Source organism: Ramlibacter sp., assembly GCF_028292805.1.
In the GTDB taxonomy this organism is placed as follows: domain Bacteria; phylum Pseudomonadota; class Gammaproteobacteria; order Burkholderiales; family Burkholderiaceae_C; genus Ramlibacter.
Window position 1 is genome coordinate 1 of sequence record NZ_JAQGLS010000189.1, and the last position, 11769, is coordinate 11769.

At 71.2% G+C, this 11769-nt stretch carries 14 protein-coding genes and 1 pseudogene; 9 read left to right on the forward strand and 6 right to left on the reverse strand.

The features are described 5' to 3' along the window. The 3 genes from JWP65_RS11525 to JWP65_RS11535 all read left to right on the forward strand — a co-directional run. Positions 1-430 (forward strand): ABC transporter permease (locus JWP65_RS11525; RefSeq protein WP_299763813.1); only part of this gene is annotated, 430 nt, incomplete at its 5' end. Then, the gene (locus tag JWP65_RS11530; RefSeq protein ID WP_299763815.1) at positions 427-1125 is read left to right on the forward strand and encodes a phosphate ABC transporter ATP-binding protein; all 699 of its coding nucleotides are present in this window, start codon (positions 427-429) and stop codon (positions 1123-1125) included. The genes JWP65_RS11525 and JWP65_RS11530, both read left to right, overlap by 4 nt. Continuing rightward, entirely contained in the window at positions 1122-1937 is an 816-nt protein-coding gene (locus JWP65_RS11535) for an extracellular solute-binding protein (protein WP_299763817.1), read from the forward strand. Before JWP65_RS11530 ends, JWP65_RS11535 begins: the two co-directional genes overlap by 4 nt. 2 nt (positions 1938-1939) lie before the next feature. Here the strand turns inward: JWP65_RS11535 and modC are convergent, their stop codons facing one another. From modC to JWP65_RS11555, 4 genes are read right to left on the reverse strand one after another with little or no spacing between them, the layout of a single operon-like run. Beyond that, entirely contained in the window at positions 1940-3019 is a 1080-nt protein-coding gene (gene modC / locus JWP65_RS11540) for a molybdenum ABC transporter ATP-binding protein (protein ID WP_299763819.1), read from the reverse strand. After that, the gene (modB, locus tag JWP65_RS11545) at positions 3016-3699 is read right to left on the reverse strand and encodes a molybdate ABC transporter permease subunit (RefSeq protein ID WP_299763821.1); all 684 of its coding nucleotides are present in this window, start codon (positions 3697-3699) and stop codon (positions 3016-3018) included. Before modB ends, modC begins: the two co-directional genes overlap by 4 nt. A gap of 5 nt (positions 3700-3704) precedes the next feature. Then, positions 3705-4451, reverse strand: a complete 747-nt coding sequence (modA, locus tag JWP65_RS11550; protein ID WP_299763823.1) for a molybdate ABC transporter substrate-binding protein — start codon at positions 4449-4451, stop codon at positions 3705-3707. A gap of 31 nt (positions 4452-4482) precedes the next feature. After that, the gene (locus tag JWP65_RS11555; RefSeq protein ID WP_299763825.1) at positions 4483-5013 is read right to left on the reverse strand and encodes a hypothetical protein; all 531 of its coding nucleotides are present in this window, start codon (positions 5011-5013) and stop codon (positions 4483-4485) included. A 9-nt stretch (positions 5014-5022) separates the two neighbouring features. On the opposite strand from JWP65_RS11555, the gene JWP65_RS11560 reads away from it, so the two are divergent. After that, on the forward strand, positions 5023-5187 hold the full coding sequence (locus tag JWP65_RS11560; protein ID WP_299763827.1) for a hypothetical protein: 165 nt from the start codon (positions 5023-5025) through the stop codon (positions 5185-5187). Between the two features lie 29 nt (positions 5188-5216). On the opposite strand, the gene JWP65_RS20135 is transcribed toward JWP65_RS11560, so the two are convergent. Continuing rightward, positions 5217-5855 carry a helix-turn-helix domain-containing protein gene (locus JWP65_RS20135; RefSeq protein ID WP_367280498.1) on the reverse strand — a complete coding sequence of 213 codons (639 nt, stop codon included), beginning with the start codon at positions 5853-5855 and terminating at the stop codon, positions 5217-5219. Next, positions 5789-6364, reverse strand: coding sequence for a hypothetical protein (locus tag JWP65_RS20140; protein WP_367280499.1), 576 nt, complete (start codon positions 6362-6364; stop codon positions 5789-5791). Before JWP65_RS20140 ends, JWP65_RS20135 begins: the two co-directional genes overlap by 67 nt. A gap of 157 nt (positions 6365-6521) precedes the next feature. Between JWP65_RS20140 and JWP65_RS11570 the strand changes: the two genes are divergently transcribed. From JWP65_RS11570 to JWP65_RS11590, 5 genes and pseudogenes are all read left to right on the forward strand, one after another. Further along, positions 6522-6995: a (2Fe-2S)-binding protein gene (locus tag JWP65_RS11570; protein ID WP_299763829.1), complete on the forward strand. Its 474-nt coding sequence runs from the start codon at positions 6522-6524 to the stop codon at positions 6993-6995. A gap of 20 nt (positions 6996-7015) precedes the next feature. After that, the gene (locus JWP65_RS11575) at positions 7016-9388 is read left to right on the forward strand and encodes a xanthine dehydrogenase family protein molybdopterin-binding subunit (protein WP_299763831.1); all 2373 of its coding nucleotides are present in this window, start codon (positions 7016-7018) and stop codon (positions 9386-9388) included. Between the two features lie 19 nt (positions 9389-9407). Further along, positions 9408-10202, forward strand: coding sequence for a xanthine dehydrogenase family protein subunit M (locus tag JWP65_RS11580; RefSeq protein WP_299763833.1), 795 nt, complete (start codon positions 9408-9410; stop codon positions 10200-10202). A gap of 111 nt (positions 10203-10313) precedes the next feature. Beyond that, positions 10314-11216: a MoxR family ATPase gene (locus JWP65_RS11585; RefSeq protein WP_299763835.1), complete on the forward strand. Its 903-nt coding sequence runs from the start codon at positions 10314-10316 to the stop codon at positions 11214-11216. Between the two features lies 1 nt (position 11217). Further along, a pseudogene (locus JWP65_RS11590) lies at positions 11218-11769 on the forward strand (hypothetical protein); the annotation flags it as partial.

Below are 11769 nucleotides of genomic sequence, written 5' to 3' on the forward strand. Positions count from 1 at the left end.
AATGGTGCTGGCCCAGGCGGTGCTGGTGCTGCCGGTGGTGACGGCCCTGACGCGCCAGGTGGTGGAAGGCGCCGAGTTGGACCATGGCGAGCAGCTGCGCTCGCTCGGCGCCGGCCCGCTGATGCGCAGCCTGCTGCTGGCCTGGGACGAGCGCTATGCGCTGCTCACGGTGGTGATCGCCTCGTTCGGCCGTGCCATCTCGGAGGTGGGCGCCGTGATGATCGTGGGCGGCAACATCGACGGCTTCACGCGCGTGATGACCACCGCCATCGCCCTGGAAACCAGCAAGGGCGATTTGCCGCTGGCGCTGGCGCTGGGGATCGTGCTGCTGGCCGTGGTGCTGGCGCTGAACGCGCTGATCGCGGTCGTCGCGCGCTGGCGCGGCGCGCGCTCCGAAGGCATCGGCGCGCTGCAGGGGGCGGTGGCATGAGCGGCTGGGTGCAACTGAAAGACGTAGCTTTGCGCTTCGGCCCGGTGGCGGCGCTGCAGGGCATCAACCTGCGGATCGCGGCCGGCGAGCGCGTCGCCCTGATCGGCGCCAACGGCAGCGGCAAGAGCAGCTTGCTGCGCGTGCTGCACGGCCTGCTTCGGCCCAGCAACGGCTCGGTGCTGCGCGACGGCGCCATGCGCCAGGCGATGGTGTTTCAGCGCCCGTACGCGTTGCGGGCCTCGGCCCTGGCCAACGTGGCGCTGGGGCCGTGGCTGCGCGGCGCGCGCTGGGGCCCGGCCAAGGAGCAGGCGCTGGGCGCGCTTAGCCGTGTCGGCCTCGCGCCGGTCGCATTGCGCAACGCGCGCACCTTGTCCGGCGGCCAGCTGCAGCGCATGGCGCTGGCCCGCGCCTGGGTGCTGGAGCCGCAGGTGCTGCTGCTCGACGAGCCCACGGCCAGCCTCGATCCGCATGCCAAGCGCGAGGTCGAAGGGCTGATGGCGGATTTCGCGGATGGCGGCACCACGCTGGTGTTCGCCAGCCACAACCTGGGCCAGGTCAAGCGGCTGGCCACGCGCGTCGTCTACATGGAGCAGGGACTGGTGCTGGCCGACCTGCCGGTGCAGGCATTTTTCAACGGCCCGCTGGGCGATACGTCGCGCGAGGCCGAGCTGTTCGTCAAGGGGGAACTGGGATGAGTCTGAAGCAGTCGTTGCGCCGCAGCACGCTGGTCGTGACACTGGCGCTGGCCGCCGGCGGCGCCTGGGCGCGGTCCGCCATCACCATGGCATCCACCACCTCCACCGAGCAGTCCGGCCTGTTCGGCCACCTGCTGCCGCAGTTCAGCAAGGCCACCGGCATCGCCGTCAAGGTGGTGGCCCTGGGCACCGGCCAGGCGATCGACAGCGCCCGCCGCGGCGACGCCGACCTGCTGTTCGTGCACGACCAGTTGGCCGAGGAGAAGTTTGTCGCCGACGGCTTCGCCGCGAAGCGCTACCCCGTCATGTACAACGACTTCGTGGTGGTCGGGCCCAAGGCCGACCCGGCCGGCGTCCGCGGCAAGGACATCGTCGCCGCGCTGCAGAAAATCGCGGCCGCCAACGCGCCCTTTATCTCGCGCGGCGACAAGAGCGGCACCCACGCGGCCGAACTGCGCTACTGGAGCCAGGCCGGCCTGGCGGCAGCCAAGGGCCGCGGCTACAGGGAATGCGGCTGCGGCATGGGCCCGGCGCTGAACATCGGCGCCTCCAGCAACGGCTATGTGCTGGCCGACCGCGGCACCTGGCTCAGCTTCAAGAACCAGGGCGAGCTGGCGGTGCTGGTCGAGGGCGACACCCGATTGCTCAACCAGTACGGCGTGATGGTCGTCAGCCAGGCCAAGCATCCGCATGTGAAGGCCAGGCAGGCGCAGCGCTTCGTCGACTGGATCGTCTCGCCGGCCGGCCAGGCCGTGATCGCTTCGTACAAGATCGGCGGCGAGCAGCTGTTCTTTCCGAATGCCGGCCGGTAAGCCTAGGCCACCAGCGCCGCCGATTTCACCTGCGCCCACACGGCTTGACCCGGCGCCAGCGCCAGCTGGTCCACCGCCCGCGCCGTGATCCGCGCCAGCAGCAGCGCGTCGCCGCAGGCCAGCTGCAGCAGCGCCTGCGACGGATGCGCGCCGGTCGCGATCGCCCGCACCGTGCATGGCAGCAGGTTCTGGATGCTGCTGCGCTCTGGCGGCGCCAGCGCCAGGCTGACGTCGCGCGCCAAGACCCGCACCCGCGCAGCGTGGCCCACGGGCAGGCCGGGGTCGGCGATCCACAGCCGGCCGCCGGCGAAGTCCACCCCGGCCAGGTTCCAGCGGGTGTCGCGCTCGCCAACGGTGCCGTGCAGCAACGCGCCCGCTTCCTGGCCGGGCACGCCCGGCAGGTCGATGCGCGCCAGCGTTTCCGCCAGCGGCCCGGCGGCGGTGACCTGGCCGGCGGCCAGCAGCACGAGATGGCTGGCGAGCCGGGCCACTTCGTCGCCGGAGTGCGTCACGTACAGCATCGGGATGCGCAACTCGTCGCGCAGCCGGTCCAGCCAGGGCAGGATCTCGCGCCGGCGGGCGAAGTCGATTGCCGCCAGCGGTTCGTCCAGCAGCAGGATCCGCGGTTGGGTGGCCAGGGCGCGGGCGATCGCCACCCGCTGGCGCTCGCCACCGGACAGCTGCGCGGGCCGACGCCCCAGCAGCGCGGCGATGCCCAGCAACTCGATCATGGGATCGAGTGTCGCGCTGGTGCCGCCGCAGCGCCTGAGGCCGAATTCGAGGTTGCCGCGCACGTCGAGGTGGTCGAACAGGCTCGCTTCCTGGAACACGTAGCCCAGGCGCCGCCGGTGCGGCGGCACGAAGATGCCGGCGGCGTCGTCCTGCCAGGTCTGGCCATCGATCACGATCCGCGCTTCGGCGGCGCGCTCGAGGCCGGCGACGCAGCGCAGCAAGGTCGTCTTGCCCGAGCCCGAGGGGCCGAACAGCGCCGTCACGCCATGCGCCGGCAGCTGCAGGTCGACGTCCAGCGTGAACTGCGCGCGCGCCAGCCGCAGCCGGATCGACAGCGGGAGCGCGCTCATCCCGGCACCCGCATGCTGCGCCGGTTCAGCAGCGCCAGCCCCAGCAGCACCGTGAAGGAGAACAGCACCATCGCCGCCGACAGCCAGTGCGCCTGCGGGTACTGCAGGGCCTCCACGTGGCCGTAAATCTGGGTCGAGACCACGCGGGTGCGTTCCGGAATGTTGCCGCCGATCATGAGAACCACGCCGAACTCGCCGACCGTGTGGGCGAAGGTGAGGACGGCCGCCTGCACGATGCCGCCTCGCGCCAGCGGCAAGGCCACGTGCAGGAAGCGGTCCAGCGGTGCTGAGCCCAGCGTCGCCGCCGCTTCCAGCGGCCGCTGGCCGATCGCCTCGAAAGCGTGCTGCAGCGGCTGCACCGCGAACGGCAGCGAGTACACCAGCGAGCCGAGCAGCAGCCCGCCAAAGGTGAAGGGCAGCAGCCCGATGCCCAGTGCCTGCGTCAGTTGCCCGCCCCAGCCCTGCGGGCCCAGCGCCACCAGCAGGTAAAAGCCCAGGACGGTTGGCGGCAGCACCAGCGGCAGGGCCACCACGGCGCCGATCGGCCCGCGCCAGCGCGAACGGGTGTGCGCCAGCCACCAGGCCACCGGCGCCGACAGCAGCAGCAGCAAGGCGGTGGTCGCCGTCGCCAGCTTGAGCGTGAGCCAGATGGCTTGCAGGTCGTCCCGGTCCAGGGGCATGCCGCTCAGACCTGGTAGCCGTGGGCGCGCAGCACGGCACGGGCGGCGTCGCCGCGCAGGTATTGCAGCAGCGCCTCGGCAGCCGGGTTGCCGCGGCCGCCGGCCAGCAGCACCGCGTCCTGCCGCAGCGGCTGGTGCAGCCGCGCCGGCACAGTCCAGGCCGAGCCACTGGTGAGGCGCCCGCCGGCCATCACCTGGGCCAGCGCGACAAACCCCAGCGGCGCATTGCCCGAGGCGACGAACTGGAAAGCCTGGCCGATGCTCTCGCCCTGCACCAGGTGCGGCTGCCAGGCGGCCAACAGGCCCAGGCGCTGCAGCACCTGGCGCGCCGCCGCGCCGTAGGGCGCGACGCGCGGATCTGCAATGGCGAGCGGGCCGGCCGGCGGCCGCCGCAGCACGGCGTCGCCGTCGACCAGGCCGGGGCGCGCGCTCCACAGCGCCAGCCGCCCGGTGGCATAGGTGAAGCGGGTGCCGGTGACGGCCAGCCCTTGGCCTTCCAGCCGGGCCGGGGTCTCCTGGTCGGCTGCCAGCAGCACCTCGAACGGCGCCCCGTTGCGGATCTGGGCGTAGAACTTGCCGGTGGAGCCCGGCACCAGCTGCGCCTGGTGGCCGCTGGCCTGGGCGAAGCCGCGGGTGATCTCCTGCATGGCCTGGACCAGGTTGGCGGCCACCGCCACCCGGACCTGGCCAGCGCGGGCCGGCGGGACGGCGGCGAGCGGCAGCAGCAGCAGCAGGCGGCGGGGAATGCGCATCCCGCCGATTGTGCGGGCTGGCGGCCTGGCCTCAAAGGCTGTCGGGCTTGCGGTCCTCGAGCGACGCGGTGGCGGGGCCCAGCGGCGCGCCCGCCGTGGTGCTCGGCGCATGGGACAGCGGCTGCAGCGAGCTGATCGGGATGCCGGAGACCGGTTCGTCGGCACCGCCGTCGTCCCCCGGGCGCGGCATCGTGGGCGGTGTCAGCTGCATCAGCAGTTCGCGCAGCTCGCGCATCGCGGGCGTGGCATTGAGTTGCTCCGAGGCGTGCAGCCAGAGGCCGCCGAAGTGGCTGACCTCGCCCAGCCAGAGGGCGCGGACCATCTTGCGGATCTTGGCTTCCAGCAGCGGCAGCCCCAGCAGCAGGCGCAGCGCCGAATCGCGCTCCCATTGGGCCAGCCGCACCATCCCCAGATAGACGTCCCGGCCGTCCGGGGCGCGGCCGATCTGCCGCACCTCGATGGTGACGACGTCGTCGGCGATGCCCCAGCTGTGGCATTGCGAGGCGATCAGTCCTTCGTACTCGGCTTCGAGCCCCCGGCCCGACGGCATCGACGCGTCCACCTCGGTGTCATGACCGTGATCGTTTCCGCGACGGGCGTCGCGGACAAACAGCTTGCGCAAATCGAACATGGATACGGCGTGGGGCGCTTTGCGGCGCCCAGATTCTTCTTGTCGCCGCGCACCCGCGTTCCGGTGGGCGCGGCGGCGGCGGACCTTCCCGGTCCGGGTGGCTGATCGGTGGCATGCCAACGGCTGGGGCGATTCTAGGTGGGGCCCCGGGCGACTCGACCGTTTTTCGATGCTTTCAGCGACAGCTTGCGGCAAATCGTTGCGCGGCTGATACCAAGCCGGCGCGAAGCCTCCATCGCGTTGCCGCGCGCTTGCGCCACGGCCTTGCGGATCAGGGCGATCTCGACATCGCGCAGCGGCTTGCGAGCGGCGCCGCCGGCGAGCGTCTCACCTTGGGTCTGCGGCAGCGCGTCCAGCCGCAGCCCGGACCCCAGCGGCCGCTCCTGCGGAACGGCGTCGGCCAGGCGGGCGTGGTCGAACAGCGGCTCCCGGGGCCGCGCGAACAGTTCGCTGCAATGCAGCGGCGCGCCCGGGTTGGCGGCCAGTTCGGCCACCATGGCGCGGGCCGCGATGTTGCTGGCGTCGACCCAGCCGTCGCCGTCCAGGCAGACCAGGCCGTCATCGTCGTCGCGGCGCAGCCGCCCGGGCCAGTTCAGGCGCGGCACCAGCCGGTGCGGGCGGGCCAGCGTCGGCGCGTTTTCGATGCTGCGGGCGGATTGCGCCGCCAGGTGCTTGAGTTCGGGCCGCTCCGGCGCGTCGATGCCGGTCAGGTCCAGCTGCCGGCGCAGGCGCCGTCCGGGCCGAACAGCGGGGCGCCGGCGCAGCTGTAGCAACTGGTGGCCTGAAAGAAGTGCTCGCCGCGGTGCAGCCACACCGGATGCAGCTCGCCCAGCGCCGCGCCGATGGCGGTGGTGCCGACGCTGCACTCGGACAGGTCGACGCCGGGGCGGGTGATCAGGGTGGCGCGCCGCTCCGAGCGCTCGATCGGGCCATGGGCATCGACCACCACGCCGTCTTGGTTGGTCAGGAGGGCGAAGTAGCGGGTGCTGGCGATCGCCCGCTCCAGCTGCTCGAGCACCGGCCGCGCAGCCGCCGCCAGCGCGTGGTTGGCCTCCTCGATGCGCCGCGGCTGCTGCGCCGCGATCAGGTCGAAGACGACGCTGTCCTGCGGCCGCAGGCCGCAGGACAGGCAGCGCCGCCACGAGCGCTCGATCCAGGCGTTCTCGTACCAGCCGCCGACCAGCGCGGCGGTGGCCGGACGGCCCTCCTGCAGCACGGCATGGCGGGCCCGCTCGATCTGCCGCAGACGGTGGTCGGCGGCGCCCGCAGCTGCTATGTTCATGGGCGCGTTGCTGGCGGGGGCTGGATTCCCCATCATTGTTCCATTTTGAGATTTTTGCGCACCGCGGCCGGGCATCCTAGGGTTTCGCCTAGGCGAGCGACGCAAGGCGGGTCGAACAATGAATCTCCCGCCAAGGCCCAACCCAGGAGACACGGACATGCAGGTACAACTCAAGGTCAACGGGCGAGCGTCGTCCATCGACGTTGCGCCCAACACGCTGCTGGTGACGGCGCTGCGCGAGAACCTGCGGCTGACCGGCACCCACGTGGGCTGTGACACGGCCCAGTGCGGCGCCTGCACCGTGATCGTCAACGGCCGCGCCATCAAGTCGTGCAACACGCTGGCGGTGCAGCACCCCGGCGCCGAGATCACCACCATCGAAGGGCTGGCCGCCGCCGACGGCACCATGCACCCGATGCAGGCGGCCTTCAAGGAGTGCCACGGCCTGCAGTGCGGCTTCTGCACGCCCGGCATGGTGATGAGCGCGCTGGACCTGTGCCAGCGCCACCCGAACGCCAGTGACACGCAGATCCGCGAGCAGCTGGAAGGCAACATGTGCCGCTGCACCGGCTACCAGAACATCGTCAAGTCGGTCCAGGTCGGGCAGGCGGCGATGGCCGCCAGGCCCTGAACGCCACCAAGGAGGCAATCATGGGTGCATCCGATTTCGCCAAGCTGCCGCACATCGGCGAGGCCGTGCGGCGCAAGGAAGACTACCGGTTCCTGACCGGCAGCGGCCAGTACACCGACGACATCAACCTGCCCAACCAGCGCTACGCGGTGTTCGTGCGGTCGCCGCATGCGCATGCGGCCATCACCGGCATCGACACCTCGCGGGCCGCGGCCATGCCCGGCGTGATGCGGGTGTTCACCGGCAGCGACGTGGAAGGCAAGATGGGCGGGCTGCCCTGCGGCTGGCTGATCACCAGCACCGACGGCACGCCGATGAAGGAGCCGCCGCACCCGATCCTGGCGCAAGGCAAGGTGCGCTACGTGGGCGACCACGTGGCCATGGTGGTGGCCGACACGCTGGAGCAGGCCCGCGACGCGGCCGAAGCGGTGGCGGTGGACTACGACGTGCTGTCCGCGGTGGTGGACGTGCGGCAGGCCGCCGGTGCCAGCGCGCTGCACGAGGCCGCGCCCGACAACCGCTGCTACAAATGGGCGATCGGCGACAAGGCGGCGGTCGATGCCGTATTCGCCAGCGCGCACCACGTCACCAGGCTGGCCATCACCAACAACCGGCTGGTGCCCAACGCGATGGAGCCGCGCGCCGCGCTGGCTTCGTTCAGCCGCGCCACCGACGACTACACGCTGTATGTGTCCAACCAGAACCCGCACGTCGAGCGGCTGCTGATGACGGCCTTCGTGCTCGGCTTGCCGGAGCACAAGGTGCGCGTGATCGCGCCCGATGTCGGCGGCGGCTTCGGCTCCAAGATCTTCCTGTACGCGGAAGACGTGGCGCTGACCTGGGCCTCCAAGCAGCTGAACTGCCCGGTCAAGTGGACCTGCGACCGCAGCGAGGCGTTCCTGTGCGACGCCCACGGCCGCGACCATTCGACGCAGGCCGAGATGGCGATGGACAGCCAGGGCAAGTTCCTGGCGCTGCGGGTGCACACCGACGCCAACCTGGGCGCCTATCTGTCGACGTTCTCCACCGCGGTGCCCACCATCCTGTATGCGACGCTGCTGGCGGGCCAGTACACCACGCCGCAGATCCACGTCGAGGTGGACGCCTGGTTCACCAACACCTCGCCGGTCGATGCCTACCGAGGCGCCGGCCGGCCCGAGGCCACCTACATGCTGGAGCGGCTGGTGACGCGCTGCGCCTGGGAAATGGGGCTGGCGCAGGACGAGATCCGGGAGCGCAACATGATCACCAGCTTTCCCTACCAGACGCCGGTGGCGCTGCAGTACGACACCGGCGACTACCTGGGTGCGATGTTCAAGGCCAACGCGCTGGCCGATGTGAAGGGCTTCGAGGCGCGTCGCCGCGCCAGCGAGGCCAAGGGCTTGCGGCGCGGCCTGGGCTACAGCAGCTACATCGAAGCTTGCGGCATCGCGCCGTCGAACATCGCCGGCGCCTTGGGCGCACGGGCCGGCCTGTTCGAATGCGGCGAAATCCGTGTCCACCCGACCGGCAGCGTCACCGTGTTCACCGGCTCGCACAGCCACGGCCAGGGCCATGAAACCACCTTCGCGCAGGTGGTGGCGGCGCGGCTGGGCATTCCGGTGGAGAACGTCGACGTGGTGCACGGCGACACCGGCCGCGTGCCGTTCGGCATGGGCACCTACGGCTCGCGCTCGATCAGCGTCGGCGGCGCGGCGATCATGAAGGCCCTGGACAAAATCGAAACCAAGGCCAAGAAGATCGCGGCTCACCTGATGGAAGCGGGCGACGGCGACGTCGAATTCGCCGGCGGCGAGTTCCGCATTAAGGGCACCGACAAGATGGTGACCTTCGGCCAGGTGGCGCTGACGGCCTACGTGCCGCACAACTACCCGCTCGACAAGCTGGAGCCGGGCCTGAATGAAAACGCGTTCTACGACCCGGTCAACTTCACCTTCCCGGCCGGCACCTACATCGCCGAGGTGGAGATCGACCCGGCCACCGGCACGGTGCGGCTGGACCGCTTCACCGCGGTGGACGACTTCGGCACCATCATCAACCCGATGATCGTCGAGGGCCAGGTGCATGGCGGGCTGGTGCAGGGCATCGGCCAGGCGCTGATGGAGAACTGCGTGTACGACAAGGACAGTGGCCAGCTGCTGACCGGCTCGTTCATGGACTACGCCATGCCGCGCGCCGACGACTTCCCCCGGTTCACGCTCGACACCGTCTGCACCCCGTGCACCCACAACCCGCTGGGCACCAAGGGCTGCGGCGAAGCCGGCGCCATCGGTTCGCCGCCGGCCGTGATGAACGCCGTGCTCGACGCCCTGAAAGACCTGGGCGTGAAAGACCTGGACATGCCGGCCTCGCCGGCGCGCGTCTGGGAAGCGATTCAGGCCGCCCGACCCTGACACCGAAGGAGACCACCACATGTATGCATTCACCTTCGAACGTCCGGCCACCCTGGCCGACGCCACCCGGCTGGCCGGCAACACCAGCGCCAAGGTGCTGGCGGGCGGCCAGACCTTGCTGGCCTCGATGAAGCTGCGGCTGGCCAGCCCCGAGCAGCTGGTCGACCTGGGCGCCGTGCCAGAGCTGGTCGGCATCCGCCGCGAGGGCAACGCCCTGGTGATCGGCGCCATGGCCAGGCACGCCGACGTCGCCGTGCATGCGGACGTCAAGTCCGCGCTGCCGGCGCTGGCCGATCTCGCCGGCGGCATCGGCGACCGCCAGGTGCGGGCGATGGGCACGCTGGGCGGCTCGGTGGCCAACAACGACCCCTCGGCCTGCTATCCGGCCGCGCTGCTGGCGCTGGGCGCCTCCGTGCGCACCACCCAGCGCGAGCTCGGCGCCGACGATTTCTTCCAGGGCATGTTCAGCACCGCCTTGCAGGACGGCGAGCTGATCACCGCGGTGCGCTTTCCGCTCGCCCGGCGCGCGGCCTACATCAAGTTCAAGCAGCCGGCCTCGCGCTTCGCGCTGGTGGGCGTGTTCGTGGCGCAGACCGCCCACGGCGTGCGGGTGGCGGTCACGGGCGGCGGCAACGGCGTGTTCCGCCACCAGGGGCTGGAGTTGGCGCTGAGCCGCAACTTCACGCCCGAGGCCGCGGCGACGGTGAAGATCGAGGCCGGCGACCTGTCGTCCGACCTGCACGCCAGTGCGGCGTACCGCGCCAACCTGATCAGCGTGCTGACGCAGCGGGCGGTGGCGAAGGCGCTTGGTTAGCCCCTCTTGGCCTCCCCCCAGGCGGAAGACAGGGTGGGGGCGCTCCGGACCGCCGCGCTGCCCCCACCCCAACCCCAACCCTCCCCAAGCAGCAAGGGAGAATGGACAACGATGACCGCCTTCCCCTCCATCGACACCCTCCAGCAGTCGCTGCGCGACAGCGGCTACTTTGCCGACCGCCGTCTTGCCACCGCCGTCTTCCTGGCCCTGAAGCTGCAGCGGCCGCTGCTGCTGGAAGGTGAGCCCGGCGTCGGCAAGACCGAGCTGGCCAAGGCGCTGGCAGTGGCGCTGCAGCGCACGCTGCTGCGGCTGCAGTGCTACGACGGCCTCGAGCTGCGGGAAGCGCTTTACGAATGGAACTACGCCGCGCAGTTGCTGCACATGCGCGCGGCCGAGGGCAAGGAGAGCATCGAGCAGGTGGAGCGCGAGGTCTACCAGGACCGCTACCTGATCCGGCGGCCGCTGCTGCAGGCGCTGCAGGCGCCCGAGCCCGGGGCCGTGCTGCTGATCGACGAGGTCGACCGCGCCGACGAGCCGTTCGAAGCGTTCCTGCTGGAATACCTGGGCGAGTACCAGGTCAGCATCCCGGAGATCGGCACCATCCGCGCACGGGCCGTGCCGGTCACCATCCTCACCAGCAACCGCACCCGCGAGCTGAACGACGCGGTCAAGCGCCGCTGCCTGTACCACTGGCTCGACTACCCGGAGCGCGAGCGCGAGCTGGCCATCGTCCGCTCGCGCGTGCCGGAGGCCGGCGAGGTGCTGTCCAGGCAGGTGGCGGACTTCGTCGGCCGGCTGCGCAGCCAGCCGTTCGCCAATGCCTTCCAGCGGGCGCCGGGCATTGCCGAGAGCGTCGAGTGGGCCAAGGCGCTGGTGGCGCTGGACACGCTGGTGATCGACCCGGAAGTCATCGCCGACACGGCCGGCATCCTGTTCAAGCAGCGCGAAGACGTCGCGGCCCTCACCCGCGATCTGAGCGCCGAGCTGCTCAAGCCCGAGCCGCAAGCGGCCTGACGTGCTGCTCGGCGACGCACGCAGCGGCAAGTTCGCCGACAACATCGGCGGCTTCGGCCGGGCCTTGCGCCGCGCCGGCCTGCATGTGGACAGCGCCCGCATCGCGTTGGCGCAAGAGGCCGCGCAGCTGGTGGGCGTAGCCGCGCGCGAGGATTTCGGCGCCGCGCTGGAGGCGGTGCTGGTCACCCGCCAAGCCGACCGCGCGGTGTTTCGCGAGCTGTTCGACGCCTGGTTCCGCGACCCGGAGGTGGCCCACCAGCTGCTGGCGCAGATGCTGCCCGCGGCCGAAGCAAAAGCGGAACCCAGGAAACGGCGCCCGCGCGTGAACGAAGCGCTGGCGCCGCAGCGGCGCTTTGGTGATCCGCCGGCGCCGCGCAACGACAAGGAAGTGCGGTTCGACGCCGCCATGACGGCCAGCGACATGGAACGGCTCAGGCACGCCGACTTCAACGCGCTCTCGGCGAGCGAATTCCGGCTGGTGGAGCGGCTGGTGCGCGACATCGCGCTGCCGGTGCCGCGCGTGCCCGGGCGCCGCACGCGCCCCGGCGCGCGC